Consider the following 20,461-nt stretch of genomic DNA (forward strand, 5'->3'; position numbering starts at 1 on the left):
CGCTCCTTCCAACCCATGGAGAATCCACCCGTAGCAAGGTTCGGGGCCAAACCCCGCGAACCCGCTAAAACGTGACCAGCAAACGTCCGAGCCGTTCCGGCGTCACCACCGGCACGTGCAGCGCCACCCAGGCCATCAGCGCCTCCACCTGGACCCGCAAACCCGACCGTTCCCCTTCCCCCATGCCAGCCATCAGACCCTGCCAGGCCAGAATGCCCCGCTCCTCTTCCTGGGTATTGCCGAACACGATGCCTCCGGCCCACAAGGCCATGGCGATTCCAGGAGAAAAGGCTCCCCCATTGGCCAGCATCATGGCCACGATATAAGCCGCCAACACCCGTCCCCCCCGCAACAAGCCGGGGATGGCCTCCATCTTCTCTCCGATGGTGAAAGCCCCTCCGCCGGCACAGGCGATCAAGCCTTCCAGATCCCGGGCCTCATCCAACGCCCCGATGGTCTCGTGAAAATCCGCCCCCGGCTGAAACCGCACCCGGGTTTCATCGGTCCACAACCGCCGGTCGCTGCCCAGATGGCACAACCGGTCCCGTGACGCCAGACCCTGTTCATAAGCCGCGATCAACCCGGCCCGACTGCCACGCCATCCCCCGGCCTCCGGATCCAATCCGATGCCGATCTCCTGATAAACCTCCAGATTGGTCAAATCGGGACGGGGCACCCGATCCGCCAGAAAATCCTCCCGCATGGCCACGAACAGCCCTTCCAGCCGCCGCGCCAGGGTGGTCATGTCGAACAGGACACATTGATGGCGCTGCGCCTCCAGACGGGCGCGCAACCCCTGAAGCAACTCCGGATGGGTACCCAGTTCCACAGCTCTGGCCACATACTCCTCCCCGGTGGCACAGACCAGTTCCCCGAGTCCCGCCGCCCGCACCAGACTGCCGCACACCCGGGAGGCGAAAGAGAGTCCCGCCAGAGTCAAAATCGGCACCCCCATCCACAAAGCGTCCGAAGCGGTGGTATGGGCACCATAGGGAAAACAGTCCAGCACCAGATCCACCAGCGGATAACGGGCCAGATGCTCTTCATTGATCAACAACGGAGCAAAAACCAGCCGGTCCGGATCGATTCCCCGCTCCACCGCCAACTCCCGCAACCGATTCCGGGCCGAATCGTTTTCGTGCAGCAGCCACATCACGCTCCCCGGCACCCGGTGCAGCACCTGACACCACAGATCCCACGTCACCGCGGTGATCTTGCGCACCCCGTTGAAACAGCAAAACACCACCCCCGACTCCGGCAAGCCCATTGCGGCGCGGGTGGGACGGTGGGGCGCCACCCGACGACGGGAGTCGTTGGGCTGATAACAGGGCAGACGCACCACCTTCTCCGAGTAGAAAATCTCGTTTTCCGGCGGAATCACAAAGGAATCGGCGATCACGTAATGGTGATACGGCGACCCCATGGTCCCCGGATAGCCCAGCCAATTGACGATCACCGGGGCCGGACGCATGGAAAGCAGCTTCAGACGGGCCAACAGGGTGTAACCGTTGACATCCACCAGAATTTCGATCCGGTCCGCCAGGATCTGACGGGCCGCATCCTCGTCGGACAAGGCGTGCAAATCCCGCCAACGGGGGGCCACCGCCCGAATGCGCCGGTGAATCGGATCCTCCACCGGCTGGCCGGTATAATAGAAATACAAGTCAACCTGCTCCGGATCGTGCCGCTCGAACAGCTCCACCATCAAAAAACCGATGGCGTGCAGCCGCAGATCCGAAGAGAGATAACCCACCCTGGGCCGAGGCGCGGGAGCGACCCGCAGAGCGGCATGGGCATCGAGAAAATGGATCGGGGCCTGGCGGATCTCTTTCTGGTTGTACAAAGCGGCGTTGGCCAGTTGCAACACCGGATCGTCACTGTAGGCCGCCAACGAAAGCGGCGCGAAACCGGTCATGAGATGGGCCTTGGAACAGCGGGGGAAGGGCTCCACCACCGGCCATTGGCACTGCTGCTGCCGGGCGCTGATCCAGTGTTCGATGGCGTCGTGCTGACGGGGATTGAGATCCAGGGCAATGCGCAACGCCCACTCCACCTCGGCGGAGTCCGCCACCCGGCCAATCTGCTTGCAAGCCGAATTCCGATACTCCAACCAATCGGGATTGATCTGGGGCAACCGCGCCACCAACTGACGCCAACAAGCCGCCGCCGCGTCCGGCGAAACCAGGTGTTCCAGCACATTGCCCAGATTGATGTAGGTCGGCAGAAAATCCGGATTCAGACGCAACGCCTCCTGATAGGCCTCCCGCGCCCCATGGGGATCCCCCACCGCGCTCAGGGAAACCCCCCGGTTGTACTGGACCAGATACAAAAACGGATCGTCCCCGTTGCCGTCGATCCACTCCCGATACAACGCCAGCATCCGCTCGCCCTCTCCGGCCCGCACCAGCGCCTCGGCCGTGGTGACCAACTCCGCGATACTCCACTCCCGCCCCATGGATGGCCTCACTTTTCGGTATGTTGCGTCGCCACGAGCCTCAGGCGCCCATGGACGCCAACAACGCCACCAGACGCGTCACCCGTTGCGGATCCGCCCCTCTGGCCGCCTCCCCTCTCAAAGTGGCGATGGCCGGCGCGATCACCCGCTGCACCAGATTGTTCCGCTGTTCTGCCGGCACCGCCGCCATGGCCGTCGCCAACGAAGCGCACCCCCGTTCCTCCTCCTGGGGATTGCCGAACATCACCCCGCCCACCGACAACCCCACCAAAATCACCGGATGAACATAACCGGCATTGGCCAACAGCATGGACACCACATAGGCCATGCGAATCCGTCCCGTGGCGATCCCCTGGGCCACGGCCAGCATCAACTCCGAAGGATCGTGTTCCGGCTGACGGGCGCACGCCACCAAACCCGCCAGATCATCGGCCTCGTCACGTTCCAAAAGCAGCTCCATCAGGGGCCGTTTCCGCATCGCGTAACGCCTCCGGGCCTCCGCCGACCACAGCCGCCCGTCCGAAGGCAACAAAGACAACCGGTCCCGCTCCAGCAATTTTTCCATGTAGGCGGCCTCCAGCCGCTCCACCGATCCGAACCATACCCCTTCCGCGGTATCCAGGGCGATACCAAGCTCCTGATAGACCTCCAAATTGGTCAAATCCGGACGAGGCACCCGATCCGCCAGGAAATCGGCGCGCATCTGTCGATACACCCCCTCCAGGCTGGAAACCAGCAATGGCGTGTTGAACAAATCACACCGATCGCGTCCCGAAACCAGTCTGGCCCGATACGAGTCGAGCAATGCCCGGTTGGTCCCCAGTTCCACGGCGCGGGCCACATACTCATCCGCCGTGGCGCAAACCAGCTCCTCCAGTCCGGCGGCGCGCACCAGACTGCCGCACACCCGGGCCGCGAACGAAAGTCCGGCCATGGTCAGAATCGGCACCCCCATCCACAAGGCGTCGGAAGCGGTGGTATGGGCGCCGTAGGGGGTGGAATCCAGCATCAGATCCACCAACGGATAACGGGCCATGTGTTCATGATTGGGCTTGCGGGGGGCAAAAATCACCCGCTCGGGGGCAATGCCCCGCTGGGCCGCGATGGACAACAACCGATCCCGGGCCACATCGTTTTCATACAGCAACCACAACACGCTCTCCGGCACCCGTTCCAGCACCCGCATCCAGAGTTCCCAGGTCAAGGCGGTGATCTTCTTGACCCCGTTGAAACAGCCATACACCATCACCCCATCCGGCAATCCCACCTCGGCCCGGCCAGGACGGTGGGCATCCACCTGTCGCTTGCGGTCGTTGGGCTGATAACAGGGCAGACGCACCACCTTTTCGGAGTAACAAAACTCCAATCCCTCGGGAATCACAAAAGGATCGGCGATCAGGTAATGGTGATAGGGACTGCCCATGGTGCCGGGATAACCCAACCAGTTGACGATCACCGGTGCCGGACGCATGGCCAGCATCTTGGTGCGGGCGCTGTGGGTGTAGCCGTTGACATCCACCAGAATTTCGATGCGATCCGCCAGAATCCGCTCGGCGGCCTCGACATCCCCCAGTCCATGCATATCCCGCCAATGCTCGGTGGCGCTCTGGATTCTGCGTTTCAGGGGGTCATCGAACGGCAAACCGATGGCATAGACAAACACCTCCACCTGGGAGCGATCATGCAATTCAAAGATTTCGGCCATCAGGTAGCCGATGGCGTGAATGCGCAGATCCGAAGAGAGATAACCGACCCGGATCCGGGGGGGCGGGGCCACCCGCAAGGCCCGATGGGCATGGAGATGAACCGGCAGCGGCTGACCGATCTCGGAACGGTGAAACATGGCGGCATTGGCCAGTTGCAACAAAGGATCATCCGTCAGCACCGCCAACGACAAGGGGGCAAACCCTTTCATCAGATGGGTCCGATCGCACCGGCCAAAGGGCACGATCACCGGCCAGATGCATTGCACCTGACGCCAGTTGATCCAATGTTCGATCACCTCGTGCTGATTGGGATCGATCTCCAGACTCTGCCGCAAGGCCTCTTCGGCTTCGGCCATGCCCACCACCCGGGCGATCTGCTTGAGCGCCGAGGTCTTGTAACCCAGATTCTCCCCGGTGATCGCGGGCAGACGCTCCGTCAACTCCCGCCAACAGGCCGCCGCCGCCGTCGCATCCCCCATCTGTTCCAATGCGTTGCCCAGATTGATGTAGGGGGGATAAAAATCGGGTTGCAAGGCAATGGCCTGCTCGAATACCCCGCGGGCACCCAACGGATCCCGGGCATTGAGCAGCACCACCCCCAGATTGTACAGAGCAAAATGGGCTTGGGGATCCCCCGGGTGGGTGGCCAACCAGCCCCGGTACAGCCCGATGACCTCTTCGACCCGACCCGCACCCAGCATGGGATCGGCCTGACCGATCAACTCCACCAGATTCATCTCTTGGTGCATCCCGACACTCCCCAATAGTTTCAAACGATCAAACCCCAAATCCTGCCCAGCCCCCTGACTTCATTAACGAACCCATAAGCCAAAGAAACATGATACCCGCGTCACCAAAAGTCAAAGACAAATTGCTCCCCGAGCTTTGCACATTCCGGGCCTCCATCCTTGGCCTGAAAAAAAACATACCAATTTCAGATTGAGTTCAGATCAAGGCCGTATCCTGATCACTGCCCTCCCTATGGGCCTGACTTTAAAACAACACACACGTTTCATAACCAACTCAAAAAAAGGGCCATACCATGTCCATTTCATTACACAAAGGAGACACCTTCCAACTGGGCGAAGAAAACGGAGTACCCCTCAAACGGATCACCCTGGGACTCGGCTGGGATGTCGCTCCCCCAAAAAAAGGATTGATGCGTTTTCTGGCAACGAATGACACCATCGACCTGGACGCGTCTTGCATCCTGTTCGATCAAAACGGTACGATACAGGATGCGGTCTGGTTCGAGCAGTTGCACAGCCTGGACGGTTCGATTCGCCACACCGGCGACAACATCACCGGCGCCGGGGACGGAGACGACGAACAAATCGTGGTGGACCTGTGCCAAGTTCCGTCGTCGATCAAGGCGTTGGTGTTTGTGATCAACAGTTTCAGCGGTCAAAATTTCGACCGGATCGCCAATGCTCACTGCCGACTGCTCGATCGGGACCAGGACCGGGAAGTGGCCCGCTACCAGCTCGACAGCCAAGGCGCCCACACCGCCCTGATCATGGCACAACTGTACCGCGATGGCGCGGAATGGAAAATGCTCGCCATTGGCTCGCCCGCCCGTGGCAAAACGTTTCACGATTTATTGCCGTCCCTCGTTCAACACCTCCAATAAGGAAAAAGATCCATCATGGAAGTACCTGCCATCGGTTTCCCAGTGATCATTCAGATGATCCTGGTTGGCGTGATCGCCTTTTACATGGTGACCGACATCCACGCCCACCACCAGAACCGTCTGATGAGTCTCAAGGAAGCCACCTTCTGGTTCATTTTTTGGGTGATCGGCGCGTTGTGTTTCGCCGCCTTCTTGTGGTTCAGCTATGATCCGGCCTATGCCAAGCTCTTCTTGGTGGGATTCGTGCTGGAAGAATCGTTATCCTTCGATAACGTCATGGTCTTCATGGTGATCTTCTCGTCGTTCAACATACGGGATCAATTGCTGCGGCGGGTACTGTTCTACGGCATTCTGGGAGCCTTGCTGTTCCGGTTGATCTTTGCCGCCGTGGGCACCGCGCTTTTTGCCGCTTCTCCCTGGGTGGGCATGGCCTTCGCCGCGGTGGTGGGCTGGACCGCCTGGAAAATGGTGACCGCCGGCGAGGGGGATGAATCCTTGCACGACTACTCCCAGCACTGGTCCGTGCGCATGACCGAACGGTTTCTGCCGGTCTATCCCCGTCTGCATGGTCAGGCGATGTTTCTGACCGGCGCCGAAATCGAACCCCTGCGCCACCAGGATCCCTCCATCCGGATACCGGCCCATGCCAAGGTTTTGGCCACTCCGGCCTTTTTATGCACCCTGGTGATCCTGTTCACGGATATTCTGTTCGCCTTCGACTCCGTGCCCGCGGTGATCGCCGTCACCAAGGAGCCGGTGCTGGTCTGGAGCGCCATGATCTTCGGTGTCATGGGATTGCGGGCCATGTTCTTCATTCTCTCCGGACTGATGAAATACCTCGTCCATCTGGACAAGGCGATCATCGGACTGTTGTTCTACATCGCGGCCAAACTGGCCATCGAGGCGGGCAATACCATCTTCCATTGGCCCGGCCTGCACATCTCTCCCGGCCAAAGCATGATCGTGGTCTTTTCGATTCTGGGACTGGGTGTGCTGGCCTCCTGGATCTTCCCGGCCCCCAAAGAAGAGTAGGATTCCACATTCCCGCCTGACCCGGGGGTTGCCAAGGCGTGGCGCGAACGATTAACATGAATCCGTTTCGCGCCACGCCAACCTTCCGGAGCCCATCCCATGCCCATCTACCCTTTCGAGGGCATCCTGCCGCAAATCGACCCGAGCGCTTTCGTGCATCCGGAAGCCGTGGTCATCGGGGATGTTCACATCGGGCCGGAAAGTTCCATTTGGCCGGGAACGATCATTCGTGGCGATGTCAACCCGATCCGCATCGGCGCCTGGAGCAACATCCAGGACGGCTCAATCCTGCACGTCACCCGTCCCACCCCATCCCGACCCAACGGCATCCCCCTGATCATCGGCGACCGGGTGATCATCGGCCATCACGTCAATCTGCACGCCTGCCACCTGATGGATGACTGCATGATCGGCATCGGCGCCATCGTGCTGGACGGGGCGGTGGTGGAAAGTACCGCCATGGTGGGCGCCGGCTCCCTGATTCCCCCCGGCAAACGGGTGAGCGCCGGCACCCTCTGGATCGGCTCCCCCGCCAAACCCCTGCGCCCGCTCAGCCCCGAAGAACAAGACGCCATGCGGGCCACGATGGAGAGTTATCGGGGGTTGGCGAAAAGACACATGGCGAGCCTGCACCACACCTGAAATCCCCCCCATGACCTTCCCCCAAACCCTTGGCCGCTGGCGCCTCCTGACACCCGAAGGACAAGAGAGCCGACGGGGCATTCTGCGGGGCGTGGATCCAGAGAATGGGCGCATCGTGGCCATCAAGACGCTGCCCTTCCACCTGCGGGAAAGAGAAGAGCGGGATGCGCGCATTGCACGACTGCAACACGAAATCAAAATGGCCGCGCTGTTGTCCCATCCCAACATCGTCAAGCTGATCGATCATGGAGAAGAGGAAGGCATCCCCTATCTGGTACTCGACTGGTATCCGAGCGCGACCCTGCGGGATCTGATTGCCAAAGGTCCGCGGCCCGGCCCGGTGCGGGCGTTGGAACTGCTGCGCCAGACCCTTTCCGGGCTGGAACACATCCATGCCTCCGGGTTGGCCCATGGGGATCTCAAACCGGCCAATCTGCTGCTGACCCCGGATGGAGAAATCCGCATCACCGATTTCGGCGCCGCCCGGCAACTGGCCTCCGGCGGCGTCACCCCCTCCCCGGCCCTGGTGACCGGCACCCACGGGTACATGCCCCCGGAACAGATCATGGGCCAAAAAATCGACCGCAGGGCCGATCTGTTCGCCGCCGGAGTGATCCTCCACGAACTGCTTTTCGGACGTAAACCCTTCACCGGCTCCGATACCTGGGAGATCACCCGGCAAATCCTCACCGCCGAACCGATCCAGCCGATGTCGGGAGATCCCCTGCTGCCGGCCCCTCTGGCCGCGGTGCTGCAAAAGGCCCTGGCCAAACGTCCCCGTGACCGCTTTCAAAGCGCCACCGAGTTTCTGAGCGCCTTGCAGGCCGCGTCCACCGGCTGAAGGCCGAACCCAATCTAAATCCCCCCCATGGTCCGTTCGGCGATGCGCCGCATCAGGGGCAACTCGTGCATGGGACGATCCCGGTAAAGTTCCCGGGCCAGCACGGCGAAATGAAAATCCAATCCCTCCATGAGCCGCCCCTTGGCGTTTTGTTCCCGCAACCAAAAGGCGGTCCAGACGCACCGTTCGGCCCAGATTTCCCGGTTCGGTTCACAAAACAGCTCCAGCACCCGCCGCACCAGCCGTTCCCGTCCCTTCAGGCGGGTTTTCTCCATGAAGTCCACCACCTCCTGACTCTCTTCAAACCAGGAATCGGTGATCCGGGAGGTATCGCTCCAGGAGTCGCTGGTGTGGACAATCCGCTCCACCGTACCAGTGTCATCGGTCAAAAGTTTCTCCTCGCCGATCAAGCGTTCCACCAGCAGCCGTCCATCCAGCCGCTCCGGAACCCAGCCCGTGGCCGTGATGGCCTCGGCCAGTTGCAACAGTCCCATCGAGGGAGGATCCCCCCTCTCCAGACCCACCGCCAAGTGATGCCGAACGGCGGCATGCAAGAAATTCCGGGTCACATCCAGAAAAAACTCCTGACGCCCCACCTGACGAAACGTGGCGGAAGCTTCGCTACGGGAAATCAACGGGGTCAACCAGACATCGACGATTCCCATGCCCTGCTTCATCAACACCCCGCCGATGCGGGATTTTCCGGGCTTGACCGGCATGGAGAGCAACAGCGACTGCGCCCCCACGCCATCCATGCGGGAGCATTGCAACCCCTGCACCGTCAACCCTTCCGACCAACTGGCGCACTCCACTCCCTTGATCCGGGCGGCCTTGATGAGGGCATCCAATTGTTTGCGTTCCGGTTCCGGCAGCCAGTTGCGAATCACGATCAAACGACGCAGCGCCGTCGGGGTCAGGGAACGGACATTCCTGAGCAGCCAATGCAACGCCTCGCGCCGCACGCTCTCTTCGGCGTGCAGACACAAAACCACCACCGCATCCTTCATGCCCGGCAAAGTCGAACAGGCAAACTCCCCGATCAGGGCCGATTGGGCCTCCAGGGGAAGGGCGCGGGTCATCTGGGATAACGTTTCACCGATGGAGAAAGGATCCCCCTCATGTTCGTTGACCAGATTCTCGAACATGGAATCGATCTGATTGCGGGTCGGCAACTCCTCGGGAGCGGTATGGTGCATGATCCGATGTTCGTAAATCTCCAAAAGCTCTTTGGATGGCTCCAGCCTGGCCTCGGACAACGATTCGACGATGCCGGCCAGCAACTGCGGCGGCATGGGATCGGACATGGCCCGCCGCACCACCATGGACTGAAACTCCCGATCCAGTTCCATGGCCCACTCGAAACGGCGTTCCAGGCCGAACCGTATGTTACGCAAGGCGTGGGACAGCAACATGAGATAAGCGGTCACCAGATAGTCATCCGGCTTCTCGCTATCGGAATAGGCCTCGGCAAGCAGATGCAGCAGATCGAACACCAAAATGGGATAACGCTCGAAGCTCTCCATGGCCTCCCGTGAAATCATCGCGGGCCGTTCCTTGGCGATCTCCCGGGCGATCTGGGCGCCGAAACGACGCAATCCTTCCATGGGGGTGTCCCCTTCCCAATTCCACCCCTCGGACACGACCTTCTCCTCATGTCCCGGACGCATGCTCCATTCCCAGGCGCGATTCACCGCGCGGATCAACACCTTGCCATTGTCGATCCGACCCGACTCCTGCAAAAACCAAAAAAAAGCCACCAGCACCGGCGGCATGGCGATCAGCAGGCTCTCGGACAACTCCGACGGCAACCCTTCCCGACAGCACTGTTCCACGGTACCCGCCGTCCATTTTCCCGGCATGCGCCCATGCGCCCGATGCATCGCCCCCACAAACGCCTCGATGATCCGGGCACACCCCCGCTTCTGGGTGGCGGTCAGCACCCCATAAGGGCCACTCAGCACAAATTCTCCGATCCATCCCTTGATCCGATCCCGCAGCAACTCCACATCCGGACCCCAATCACCTGTCATCATGAAGGTTGCATCCCCTCGTTGTGAATCCATGCCAAACGTCCATGAATGACCAGGAACGCGATGGACCGCGAAAATTGCTTGCTTATGGCGATTCAGCCAGACAAAATATTGACATTTTCCACGCCTGCGCGTCAATCCAAGTCCTCCATCCACCCCAACCCCTTCAACCCGGCGCCTTGATAAACACCATGCACAGCCCATCCGCCACCTTGAACCAGATCCGCACCCGCATTGCCGCCGCCTGTGGCCGGAGGGGTCGGGATCCGTCGCAGGTCCGGCTGGTGGTGGTCTCCAAGACCCGCTCCGCCGACGCAATCCGCCAGGTGGCCGCCTGCGACCAGAGGTTGTTCGCGGAAAACCGGGTGCAAGAGGCCCGGGACAAACTGCCCCAAATCGCCGATCCCAGACTGGAATGGCACCTGATCGGACCGTTGCAACGCAACAAGGTCAAGGCGGCCCTGGAAATTTTTCACATGATCCACACCGTAGACTCCCTGGAACTCGCCGAGGAGATCTCGAAACGGGCCGAAAAAATTCGTCCTTTTCCGGTGCTGATGCAAATCAACGTGGGAAGGGAGCCGCAAAAATCCGGCATTCTGCCCGAAGAGGCCCTGCCTTTGGCCCGGGCCATGGCGGCCTTGCCCGGCATCACCTTGCGCGGCGTGATGACCATTCCCCCCTTCAGTCCCGAGGCCGAAGAGACCCGCCCCTGGTTTCAGGCCCTGTCCCGGCTGAAAAACGAAATCGCCCAGGCCAAGATCGACGGCGTGAGCATGGACGAGCTTTCCATGGGCATGAGCCATGACTACGAAATCGCCGTGGAAGAAGGGGCAACCCTGGTTCGCATCGGCAGCGCCGTCTTCGCGCCGACCTGACAAAACCCAACCAACGGATGCCCTGCACATGCCAGACGCGAACCTCGCCGCCGCGCTCACACGATTCCGGGCTGTTGTCCCGATTCTGGGGGCGTGCCTGTTGCTGACTCCCCTCACCGCCCTGGCCGACAACACCCTGGACACCACCTTGAAATCCGCCAGCGAGGCTTTGGCCCGGGATGCCCTGGAAGAGGCGGAACAACTCAACGGACAGGTGATCAACGACTCGGAGGCCACCCGACTCCAACGGGCCAACGCCTTCGCGGGACGCTGCGCCACCCGCTACAAACAGGGATTGAGCACACGCAATCCAGCCATGATCACCCAGGCCATCAGCGATTGCGACCGGGCGTTGGAATTGAAATCCGATCTGCATCCCGCCTATCGCATCCGGGGTGCGGCCCTGTTGAGCGCCGGACACGCGGATCGGGCCGCCGAGGATCTCGGGGTGGCGGTGGCGTTGAATCCGGAAGATCATCTTTCCTTTCAGAACCGGGCCCTGGCCCTGGCCAAACTGGGACGGGGCAAGGAGGCCATGGCGGAACTCGACGCCGCCATCCGCCTCAAGCCCGATCACCCCTGGAGCTACTACAACCGAGGACGTCTGCGCATCGCCCAGGGGGATTACGAGACCTCCATCGACGACTTCATCGCCTTCATCCGGTTCAAGCGGGATCACGAGGAGGTCTATCGGCTCCGGGGCATGAGCCGGCTGCTGATCGGCATGCCCCAACAGGCGGTGGCGGATTTTTACGAGTCGTTGCGTCTGCGTCCGACCAACAACCCAGATGCCCTGCTGGCCCGGGGCATGGCCTTTTTCCTGCTGGAACGCTTCGCCGAGGCGGAACAGGATCTCGCCCAAGCCCTGCCCCTGCAATCCGGTCACGTGGAAACCCGTCTGTGGCTGTATCTGACCCGGCTGCGGCTTGGCAAAAGAGATCGTGAGTTGCTGACCGATCCTTCGGTGCCCAAGGACCAGAAAAACTGGCCGGAAATCCTGATCCCGGTTTTTCTCGGCACCATTCCGGCGGAACAGGGGCTGGAAGCGGCCCGGGCGGGAGAGGATCCGGTGGCCAGCCGCCTCCGGGAAAATCTGACCCTGCTGCTGCTGGGATACAAAGCCCGTGGCGCGGGCAACGAAGCCGAAGCAACCCGCTGGCTGGAAACCATCGTGGCCAGTCAGGAGCGGGAAGCCCCCTATTATCAACTGGCCCGTCAGGCTTTGCGTCACTCTCCCACGGCGAGCAACACCGAAACCCCACCGGCATCCTCCCAGCCGGTCCGGGCCACAGCCCGTGGCGCAGAAAAACCGAATCCGCCCCCTGCCCCGGCTCAACAGGCCCGCACTCCGCCGGAATCCCGGGCCGCGCTTTCAACCCCGGAGAGTGCCGCGCCACGCTCTCAACCCGCGCCGGAAGCCAAAGCCGCTCCCACCGCTCCGGATTCCAAGACCGCTTCAGAGGCTGACGCACCGCGCACACGACCAACTCCGGATCCCAAAGCCGCTTCAGAGACGACCACGCCACGCGCACGCACCGCAACAGAGGCCAAGGCCGCTTCCGCCGCTTCAGAAACAGCCGCGCCGCGCACACGACAGACTCCGGATCCCAAGTCCGCTTCAGAGACGACCACGCCACGCGCACGCGCCGCAGCAGAGGCCAACAAGGCCACCCCCGCCGCTTCAGAAACAGCCGCGCCGCGCACACGACAGACTCCGGATCCCAAGTCCGCTTCAGAGGCGACCACGCCACGCGCACGCGCCGCAGCAGAGGCCAACAAGGCCACCCCCGCCGCTTCAGAAACAGCCGCGCCGCGCACACGACAGACTCCGGATCCCAAGTCCGCTTCAGAGGCGACCACGCCACGCACCCGCACCGCAGCAGAGGCCAAGGCCGCTTCCGCTTCGACAGAAGCCGCCGCGTCGCGTACGCGACAGGCTCCAGAGGCCAAAGCCGTCCCCCCGGAGCGCGCCCCCGCCGCGTCCGAAGAAACGACCGTCGCCTCTTCGGATGCCCCCAAAATCGAACGCATGAGCGCTCCAGGGGTTCATCCGGATCCGCAACCCACCACCAAAGCGAGCACCGCGGCCAAAAACCGTACCGCCACCCCCCCGGCCCGACCCCCGGTCGCCGCTTCCGCCACCACGGAACCGGCCGCCGCAACCGCCGCCGAGCCTGCGGGAAACAAAGCCACCGCGGAGACCACCCCATCCAAACCGACCCCCAAAGGATCCGCCACACCGGCCAAAAGCAGCCCGGAGGGCAAAAAAGAACGGCTCGTCTTCAAGGCCGCCTCTTTCGGCAATGAAAACTATGCCAACACAGCCTTGACCCAATACCTCCAACTCGGCCTGCCCGCCTTTGTGGAACCCATCCGCTCCCAGGACAAAATCCTGCATCGCGTCCTGATCGGCCCCTTCGACGATCAGGGCCAGGCGGAAGCGGCCCGGGAACAGATCCGCAAACTGCCAAACCACACCCCCGGAGAGATCACCAAACGATGAATACCAGCATGCCGCACACCTCACCCTCCCTCGATACCAGCATCATCGCCTTTCTGGGAGGCGGGGCCATGGCCGGAGCCATGATCCAGGGATTGGCCCGGGCCGGGGTCCAGCCGGAGCGCCTGCGGGCCGCTGACCCGGTGGAAGGCCAACGCCGCACCCTGGCGGAACGCCACGGCATTCCGGTCTTCTCCAGCAACGCCGAGGCGGTCCAGGGGGCCCAGGTGGTGGTGCTGGCGGTCAAACCGGGCGTGGTGGTCGGCGTGCTGGACGCCATCGCCCCGCTGCTCGCTCCCGATACCCTGGTGCTCTCCATCGCCGCCGGGATCACCCTCCCCACCCTGGCGGACCATCTGCCCGCGGGACAACCCCTGGCCCGGGTCATGCCCAACACCCCGGCCCTGGTGGGCGCCGGCATTTCGGCTCTGCTGCCGGCGCCCACCACGCCGGCGGCCCACCGGCTGCTGGCGCGTCAGATCATGGAATCCGTGGGACTGGTGGAAGAGATCGACAACGAGGCGTTGATGGATGGGGTCACGGCGTTGTCGGGTTCCGGACCGGCCTATGTCTATCTGATCGCCGAAGCCCTGTCCGACGGTGGCGTGGCCAGCGGCCTGCCCCGTCCCCTGGCGGATCGTCTGGCGGTACGCACCCTGCTGGGCGCGGCCAAACTCATGGAAGAGACCGGCCTGCATCCCGGCGTATTGAAAAATCAGGTCACCTCCCCCGGCGGCACCACCATCGCCGGTCTGGAACCCCTGGAGAAAAATGGCGTGCGCGGCGCCCTCATGGCGGCGGTGCTGGCCGCCTGTCAACGCTCCCGGGAACTGGGCGCGCCACGAAAATCCTGAACGCTTCCACTGCAAGGAGAGTGCATCATCATGGGCATCACGGGTTCCATCGGCGCCTTGTTGAATTTTGTGCTGGAAATTTACTCCTGGCTGATCCTGGGACGGGTATTGCTTTCCTGGGTCAATCCCGACCCGTACAACCCCATCGTGCAGTTTCTGCTCCGTGCCACGGAGCCGGTGCTGGCACCGCTGCGCCGCGTGATTCCCCCCATGGCGGGACTCGATCTCTCCCCGCTGGTGGCCCTGCTGGGGGTACACGTCATCCAACGGATCGCGCTGACGGTATTTCACGGTGGAGGGGGGGGCGCCATCGCCTCACTGCTGGCGGAACTGGTGGGTCTAATCCACCTGGTGCTGACCTTTTATCTGCTATTGCTGGTGGCCCGGGGCGGTTTTCATTTCCACTCCTGGCACACCTTCCGCCAGGGCAAACCACCAGGCATCGATCTGCGCAAACCGTGGATCCGCTTTATCTTCCAGGCCACGGAACCCGCCTTGCGCCCCCTGCGACGCTGGGTACCCACAGTGTCGGGCATGGACATCACCCCGATGGCGGCTGCGCTGCTGCTGTGGATCCTGCTGTCGATCCTTCAGGAACTGATGCTGGGATTGGCCGCCCCTTCCCTGATGATACACGGATAAGAGGGACGTGTCCGGCCTGCGCTGGGATGGAACGGATCTGATCGTCACCGTGCGGGTGCAACCACGGGCCTCCCGGGAACGGTGGATGGGGGTCCGGGATGGCCAAGTGCTGGTGGCCCTGACCGCCCCTCCGGTGGAAGGCGCGGCCAACGCGGCTCTGCCAAAATTTCTGGCCAGGGAACTGGATGTGGCGGTGGGTCGGGTCAGGATCGTGCAGGGAGAACGGACGCGCAACAAGGTGGTACGGGTCACCACACCGGATCCGGCCAAGGTGACGGCCTGGGCCGAAAAACTGGGTTCGCCTCCTCCCGAAAACCGGATGGAAGCGAACCCGACTCACAACAAACGCCACTGAAAACGGCTGCGGCTGACGCTTACAGCGACTCGTCCACCCAGGCGAACAGCTTGGACTTGGGCAAAGCACCGATCTTGGTGGCCTGAATCTGACCATCCTTGAAAATCATGAGGGTGGGAATGCCACGCACGCCATAACGACCGGGAGTGCTGGGATTGTGGTCAATGTTGAGCTTGGCGACCAACATGCGACCTTTGTACTCCTCGGCCAACTCCTCCAGGAAGGGGGCGATCTGTTTGCACGGACCGCACCAGTCGGCCCAGAAGTCAACCAGAATCGGCATATTGGCTTGCAAAACGTCGCGCTCGAAAGCGGCGTCGGAGGTTTGCAAAATATTCTCGCTCATGACGCGGATGGCTCCTTACGGGTTTCGGGCTAAAAAAATTCCGGAGCGCACAAGCGGGATCACTCCCCCGTTGCACCTTCCGGAAGACGTATATAAGCTAAAGCTCAAACGGTCAAAAGTCAACCGCATCCACATGCCATGCCGGCAGAAACGATCACAACAATCCCGGCCATGCCGACATCCCCCTTTGACAGACCACCCCGGAATGACGTATGCTTGCCTTTCTTCTTGACGATGACCGTGCGCGGTTAGCTCAGCTGGATAGAGCGTTGGCCTCCGAAGCCAAAGGTCGTTGGTTCGAATCCAATACCGCGTACCAATTCAAGCCAGAATGCACGGCCACTCTCAAAGGTGGCCGTTTTTTTGTTTCAGCCCTCCACCCCATGGTTCTGAAGCAAACTCTTGTCCAGGGAGAACCCATTCCCGATGCCGAATACCCTGGCGCGCCACAGGTACAAAACCATCCGCCCACCCCAGGATGCGTACCGATGAAATATTATTTGTGGATCCTGCATCTCTTCGCCCTGGTCATTTCTTTTCTGAGTGGCGCCGGGTACGACACCGATGCCTGGGATGTGTCGTTGAGCTTCGCGGCGATCTCCATGTTCGCGTTATGGCTCATCATGCAATTGCATTTCAGGGAAAAAAGCGCAAAAAAGAAAACTGAACCGGATCCTGTTCTTTAAAGAGGATTCCATCGGCGCCGCACAAGGACGAGACCGACGATGCGCAACACCGTACAAGAAATCATCGAAACCACATCCGGCATACACTGGGCCATTCTGGATGCCTCCGGCGTGATTGTGGCGGTCAATCCGGCCTGGCGCACCTTTTCAAACCAGAACGGAGGCTTTGGGGATTATCTCGGCTGCAACTACCTGGATATCTGTACCCGTGCGGTCAACCGCAACAGCCAGCTCTGGGAGGCCAGCATCATGGCCCGGTCACTGCGGGAATGTCTCGACGGTCGGCAACATCAGCCCCAGACTCTCTCTTATTCCTGCCACGCCCCCCGGGAACACCGTTGGTTCGAAGCCACCCTGCAACCGTGTGACTGGGAAAATCAAAAACATCTGCTGGTGATCCACCGCAACATCACCAGTCACAAAATGTTGGAAATCTCCCGGGAGCGGGCCATGGGCATGATGTTGCACGATCTGCGCAATCATGTCGGCAACAGCCACAACATGTGCAACCTGCTGCTGACTCTGGAATCCCGGGAAGAACAACACGAACTGCTGCGTCTGTGCGCGGAATCCACCCGACGCGCACTGGACATCATCACCACCAATACCCGTTTTGCCGCGCTGGAACGGGGCGCCCTGCTCATCGAACCGGAAGAACTGGATCTGATCGCCATGATCGCCCTGTGGAACCGGCAACAAAAAGAACAGCTCAACCACCGCCACCAACAGTTGGAGGTCACCTCCGCGATCACGGTCACTCCCCCATCTCCCAAACCACGAGGAGAGCGTCATCTGATTCAAAGCATGCTGGACAACCTGCTCAACAACGCCATGGAGGCGGCCCCGAACGGCAGCGTCATCCGGGTGAGGCTGACCATCGACCCCACCGGCATCCACCTGATCATCCGCAATCCCGGCGCGGTACCGATTCTCATCCGGAGCACTTTCTTCGACAAGTATGTTACCTGGGGCAAACCATCGGGTACGGGTCTGGGAACCTATTCGGCCCGTCTCATCGTCGAGGCCCATCGGGGCACCATCCGCATGACCACCCCGGATGAGGAGAGCACCGAGATTCACGTCCAACTGCCCCACCTGGATTGATACCAGGGCACTTGCCGGCAGACAACACACGGCACACCGTGAGGCTTCATCCCACACCCCGCCAGGTCGATGATCGCCCTGGACCCGTCGATTTTCCACCATTGAAAAAAAGAGAGGGCCTGGGAGATTCATCTCCCAGGGTTTTGCCTTGACGCGCTTTTCAGGAAAGCTCTTGGCGCGTTATATTTTCAAGCAATCGGGATCAATCCACCCGTTTGCGTCTGGACATGGGGGGACGGGCGGACGACGGGGCGTGACCGGCGGACGACTGAGGGGCCGAACGGGGTTTGGCGCTCCGTTGGGCGGCGGGAGAGGCGGCGGATGGCTGATCGGAGCGGACCCGGGGACGCTGGCTGCGTTCCTGGGTACCCGGTTCCCGAGGCGGACGGGAGGGTCGGGACGAACGGGCATACCGGTTCTGGGGCTGCACCGGAGCCGCCGCAATGGCACGGGCCGTGGCGGCCACCTCGGAATGGTGGGGATGTTGGGTCTCCACCGGAATCGGAATGCGGATGATCTTTTCGATGGCCCGCAGAAACGCCACTTCCGTGGCATCGCACAACGAGATGGCCACCCCTTCACGTCCGGCGCGGGCGGTGCGTCCAATGCGATGGACGTAACTTTCCGGCTCGTTGGGCAGATCAAAATTGATCACATGGCTGATGCCGGTCACATCGATACCCCGGGCGGCGATATCCGTGGCCACCAGCACCCGGGACTCCCCGCTACGAAACCGGCTCAAAGCCCGCTCACGGGCACCCTGGGACTTGTTGCCATGAATGGCGTCCGCCTCGATGGCGTGTTTTTCGAGATCCAGCACCACCTTGTCGGCACCGTGCTTGGTGCGGGTGAAAACCAGGGCCCGGGTCAGGTTCTCCTGACGCAACAAATGAATCAACGCGGCCCGCTTGTCTCCTTTCTCCACGAAATAGACCTTCTGCTCCACCCGTTCGGCGGTGGTGGCGGAAGGCGTGGTCTCGACACGCTCCGGATCGCTCAACAGCCCCTGGGCCAAATGGGCGATCTCCTTGGGCATGGTGGCGGAAAAGAGCAAAGTCTGACGCTCCACCGGCAAATGGCTGATCACCATACGAATATCGTGGATGAACCCCATGTCGAGCATACGGTCCGCTTCGTCGAGGACAAAAATCTCCAGACGGTCCAGCTTGACGAATCCCTGATTCATCAGATCCAGCAGTCGTCCGGGGGTGGCGGTGAGGATATCCACGCCCCGTCCCATGCTTTTGACCTGGGGATATTGTCCCACACCGCCGTAAACCACGGCGCGGCTCAAATTCAAACGACGACCGTAGGTGGCGAAACTGGCGTCGATCTGGGCGGCCAGTTCACGGGTCGGGGTCAGGATCAGGGCACGGGCCTGCCCGGAGCCGGGCCGGACCCGACGACGGGCCAGACGATCCAGAATCGGCAACGCGAACGCGGCGGTCTTGCCGGTGCCGGTCTGGGCGATGCCGAGCAGATCCCGTCCATCGCGAAGATGGGGGATGGCCTGTTCCTGAATGGGGGTCGGGGTGGTGTATCCTGCCTCTTCAATGGCGGCCAGGATGGGGGGAAGCAGATCAAACGAGGAAAAACCGGTCACGTTACGCCTTTTAGCAAACCGGGTGCCGAGCCTATGCCGAACGCCCCGGCAACCCGATGAACTTGATGCGCGTCCGATGACCGACAATGCGGGTTCCGGCTGACATTGTCAATGAATAACCGACAACAAAGCCACGCATAAATGACCGACAGGTCAAATCGCCAAGGCCAACAGCCGATCCGCACCCAAGGCGAGCAGTTCCCGGGCCAGGGCGCGTCCGAGGATTTCCGGCTCTTCGGGCAGGCCGTGACGCTCCAGGGTGATCAACTCCCGACCATCCAGGGAGCCGACCCGACCCGCCATCACCAGTTGTCCCGCTTCCAGCCGGGCATAGCCGGCGATGGGAACCTGACAGCCCCCTTCCAACTCATGGAGGAAAGCCCGTTCCGCCCTCACGGCCATGCGGGTCTCCCCATGATTCAAAGGCATAAGCAGACGATGGGTCTCCACGTCGTCCACCCGGGCCTCGATGCCCACCGCCCCCTGACCATTGGCGGGAATGACCTGATCCGGAGCGAAATACTCCACCACCCGTTCGATCAATCCCAACCGCTTGACTCCGGCTGCGGCCAGCACGATGGCGTCAAACTGACCCACTTCGAGCTTGGCGATGCGGGTGTTGACATTGCCCCGCAACGATTCGATGCGCAAATCCGGTCGCAGATGCAACAACTGGCACTGTCTTCGCAGAGACGACGAACCCACGCACGCCCCCTGGGGCAACTCCGCCAACCCGGCATAACGCACCGAAAGCAACACATCCCGGGGATCTTCCCGTTCCAGGATCACGGAGACCCCCAGACCGGCAGGAAATTCCGCCGGCACATCCTTCATGGAGTGGACCGCCAGATCGACCCGGCCATCCAGCAGGGCTTCTTCCAGTTCCTTGACGAACAGTCCCTTGCCTCCCACCTTGGCCAAAGGCACATCGAGGATCACATCCCCCCGGGTCTTGATGATGACCAATTCCGCCTGCAAGCCAGGATGGGCCGCCTGAAGCCGGGACTGGACCCAGCGGGCCTGCCAAAGGGCCAAGGCGCTACCCCGTGTGCCGATCTTGATGATTGTCTTCATGCGCTGACTCTGACGTTTCAAACCCGATGGTGGAAGGATCAAAAAGAGAGTATCCTGTGTACACCATGACACGAAACCCCCCT

The 20,461-nt window shown here is 61.6% G+C and carries 17 protein-coding genes and 1 tRNA gene; 12 read left to right on the forward strand and 6 right to left on the reverse strand.

From position 1 onward, the window contains the following. Positions 1-64: 64 nt before the first annotated feature. Positions 65-2,455, reverse strand: a complete 2,391-nt coding sequence (locus tag HQL98_04360) for a tetratricopeptide repeat protein (protein ID MBF0271301.1) — start codon at positions 2,453-2,455, stop codon at positions 65-67. A 40-nt stretch (positions 2,456-2,495) separates the two neighbouring features. Further along, complete coding sequence (locus HQL98_04365; GenBank protein MBF0271302.1) at positions 2,496-4,910, reverse strand: glycosyl transferase; 2,415 nt, start codon at positions 4,908-4,910, stop codon at positions 2,496-2,498. Positions 4,911-5,203: 293 nt separating this feature from the next. Between HQL98_04365 and HQL98_04370 the strand changes: the two genes are divergently transcribed. From HQL98_04370 to HQL98_04385, 4 genes are all read left to right on the forward strand, one after another. Continuing rightward, positions 5,204-5,791, forward strand: coding sequence for a TerD family protein (locus HQL98_04370; protein ID MBF0271303.1), 588 nt, complete (start codon positions 5,204-5,206; stop codon positions 5,789-5,791). A gap of 15 nt (positions 5,792-5,806) precedes the next feature. Continuing rightward, complete coding sequence (locus tag HQL98_04375; GenBank protein ID MBF0271304.1) at positions 5,807-6,823, forward strand: TerC/Alx family metal homeostasis membrane protein; 1,017 nt, start codon at positions 5,807-5,809, stop codon at positions 6,821-6,823. A 99-nt stretch (positions 6,824-6,922) separates the two neighbouring features. After that, a complete protein-coding gene (locus HQL98_04380) occupies positions 6,923-7,465 on the forward strand; it encodes a gamma carbonic anhydrase family protein (GenBank protein MBF0271305.1) in 543 nt (180 codons plus the stop codon). 10 nt (positions 7,466-7,475) lie between these two features. Next, a complete protein-coding gene (locus HQL98_04385; GenBank protein MBF0271306.1) occupies positions 7,476-8,306 on the forward strand; it encodes a serine/threonine protein kinase in 831 nt (276 codons plus the stop codon). A gap of 14 nt (positions 8,307-8,320) precedes the next feature. Here HQL98_04385 and HQL98_04390 read toward each other — a convergent pair whose 3' ends face one another. Beyond that, positions 8,321-10,339: a hypothetical protein gene (locus HQL98_04390; protein ID MBF0271307.1), complete on the reverse strand. Its 2,019-nt coding sequence runs from the start codon at positions 10,337-10,339 to the stop codon at positions 8,321-8,323. Positions 10,340-10,527: 188 nt separating this feature from the next. Between HQL98_04390 and HQL98_04395 the strand changes: the two genes are divergently transcribed. The 5 genes from HQL98_04395 to HQL98_04415 are packed head-to-tail and all read left to right on the forward strand — an operon-like array spanning position 10,528 to position 15,565. Next, a complete protein-coding gene (locus HQL98_04395) occupies positions 10,528-11,214 on the forward strand; it encodes a YggS family pyridoxal phosphate-dependent enzyme (GenBank protein ID MBF0271308.1) in 687 nt (228 codons plus the stop codon). A 28-nt stretch (positions 11,215-11,242) separates the two neighbouring features. Next, a complete protein-coding gene (locus HQL98_04400; protein ID MBF0271309.1) occupies positions 11,243-13,717 on the forward strand; it encodes an SPOR domain-containing protein in 2,475 nt (824 codons plus the stop codon). Next, a complete protein-coding gene (locus tag HQL98_04405) occupies positions 13,714-14,568 on the forward strand; it encodes a pyrroline-5-carboxylate reductase (protein ID MBF0271310.1) in 855 nt (284 codons plus the stop codon). Before HQL98_04400 ends, HQL98_04405 begins: the two co-directional genes overlap by 4 nt. A 30-nt stretch (positions 14,569-14,598) precedes the next feature. Beyond that, entirely contained in the window at positions 14,599-15,210 is a 612-nt protein-coding gene (locus HQL98_04410; protein ID MBF0271311.1) for a YggT family protein, read from the forward strand. Between the two features lie 7 nt (positions 15,211-15,217). Next, entirely contained in the window at positions 15,218-15,565 is a 348-nt protein-coding gene (locus HQL98_04415) for a DUF167 domain-containing protein (protein MBF0271312.1), read from the forward strand. Between the two features lie 19 nt (positions 15,566-15,584). Here the strand turns inward: HQL98_04415 and trxA are convergent, their stop codons facing one another. Next, positions 15,585-15,911 carry a thioredoxin TrxA gene (gene trxA / locus HQL98_04420; protein ID MBF0271313.1) on the reverse strand — a complete coding sequence of 109 codons (327 nt, stop codon included), beginning with the start codon at positions 15,909-15,911 and terminating at the stop codon, positions 15,585-15,587. A 242-nt stretch (positions 15,912-16,153) separates the two neighbouring features. Here trxA and HQL98_04425 point away from each other — a divergent pair. The 3 genes from HQL98_04425 to HQL98_04435 all read left to right on the forward strand — a co-directional run bounded on the left by HQL98_04425 (position 16,154) and on the right by HQL98_04435 (position 17,701). Continuing rightward, positions 16,154-16,230 (forward strand) — tRNA-Arg (locus tag HQL98_04425). Between the two features lie 169 nt (positions 16,231-16,399). Further along, the gene (locus HQL98_04430; protein ID MBF0271314.1) at positions 16,400-16,597 is read left to right on the forward strand and encodes a hypothetical protein; all 198 of its coding nucleotides are present in this window, start codon (positions 16,400-16,402) and stop codon (positions 16,595-16,597) included. Between the two features lie 39 nt (positions 16,598-16,636). After that, positions 16,637-17,701, forward strand: coding sequence for a HAMP domain-containing histidine kinase (locus HQL98_04435; GenBank protein ID MBF0271315.1), 1,065 nt, complete (start codon positions 16,637-16,639; stop codon positions 17,699-17,701). Positions 17,702-17,903: 202 nt separating this feature from the next. Here the strand turns inward: HQL98_04435 and HQL98_04440 are convergent, their stop codons facing one another. Together HQL98_04440 and hemC are read right to left on the reverse strand one after the other, a co-directional pair. Further along, the gene (locus HQL98_04440) at positions 17,904-19,304 is read right to left on the reverse strand and encodes a DEAD/DEAH box helicase (protein MBF0271316.1); all 1,401 of its coding nucleotides are present in this window, start codon (positions 19,302-19,304) and stop codon (positions 17,904-17,906) included. A gap of 153 nt (positions 19,305-19,457) precedes the next feature. After that, positions 19,458-20,378, reverse strand: a complete 921-nt coding sequence (gene hemC / locus HQL98_04445; GenBank protein ID MBF0271317.1) for a hydroxymethylbilane synthase — start codon at positions 20,376-20,378, stop codon at positions 19,458-19,460. Positions 20,379-20,461: the final 83 nt, after the last annotated feature.

This window comes from Magnetococcales bacterium (genome assembly GCA_015231755.1).
Taxonomy (GTDB): Bacteria; Pseudomonadota; Magnetococcia; order Magnetococcales; family Magnetaquicoccaceae; genus Magnetaquiglobus.

What these genes read in the sequence shown, in the direction of transcription:
- HQL98_04360 (MBF0271301.1), bottom strand. Translation starts at nt 2,455, where the DNA reads ATGGGGCGGGAGTGGAGTATCGCGGAGTTGGTCACCACGGCCGAGGCG.
- HQL98_04365 (MBF0271302.1), bottom strand. Translation starts at nt 4,910, where the DNA reads ATGCACCAAGAGATGAATCTGGTGGAGTTGATCGGTCAGGCCGATCCC.
- HQL98_04370 (MBF0271303.1), top strand. Translation starts at nt 5,204, where the DNA reads ATGTCCATTTCATTACACAAAGGAGACACCTTCCAACTGGGCGAAGAA.
- HQL98_04375 (MBF0271304.1), top strand. Translation starts at nt 5,807, where the DNA reads ATGGAAGTACCTGCCATCGGTTTCCCAGTGATCATTCAGATGATCCTG.
- HQL98_04380 (MBF0271305.1), top strand. Translation starts at nt 6,923, where the DNA reads ATGCCCATCTACCCTTTCGAGGGCATCCTGCCGCAAATCGACCCGAGC.
- HQL98_04385 (MBF0271306.1), top strand. Translation starts at nt 7,476, where the DNA reads ATGACCTTCCCCCAAACCCTTGGCCGCTGGCGCCTCCTGACACCCGAA.
- HQL98_04390 (MBF0271307.1), bottom strand. Translation starts at nt 10,339, where the DNA reads ATGATGACAGGTGATTGGGGTCCGGATGTGGAGTTGCTGCGGGATCGG.
- HQL98_04395 (MBF0271308.1), top strand. Translation starts at nt 10,528, where the DNA reads ATGCACAGCCCATCCGCCACCTTGAACCAGATCCGCACCCGCATTGCC.
- HQL98_04400 (MBF0271309.1), top strand. Translation starts at nt 11,243, where the DNA reads ATGCCAGACGCGAACCTCGCCGCCGCGCTCACACGATTCCGGGCTGTT.
- HQL98_04405 (MBF0271310.1), top strand. Translation starts at nt 13,714, where the DNA reads ATGAATACCAGCATGCCGCACACCTCACCCTCCCTCGATACCAGCATC.
- HQL98_04410 (MBF0271311.1), top strand. Translation starts at nt 14,599, where the DNA reads ATGGGCATCACGGGTTCCATCGGCGCCTTGTTGAATTTTGTGCTGGAA.
- trxA (MBF0271313.1), bottom strand. Translation starts at nt 15,911, where the DNA reads ATGAGCGAGAATATTTTGCAAACCTCCGACGCCGCTTTCGAGCGCGAC.
- HQL98_04430 (MBF0271314.1), top strand. Translation starts at nt 16,400, where the DNA reads ATGAAATATTATTTGTGGATCCTGCATCTCTTCGCCCTGGTCATTTCT.
- HQL98_04435 (MBF0271315.1), top strand. Translation starts at nt 16,637, where the DNA reads ATGCGCAACACCGTACAAGAAATCATCGAAACCACATCCGGCATACAC.
- hemC (MBF0271317.1), bottom strand. Translation starts at nt 20,378, where the DNA reads ATGAAGACAATCATCAAGATCGGCACACGGGGTAGCGCCTTGGCCCTT.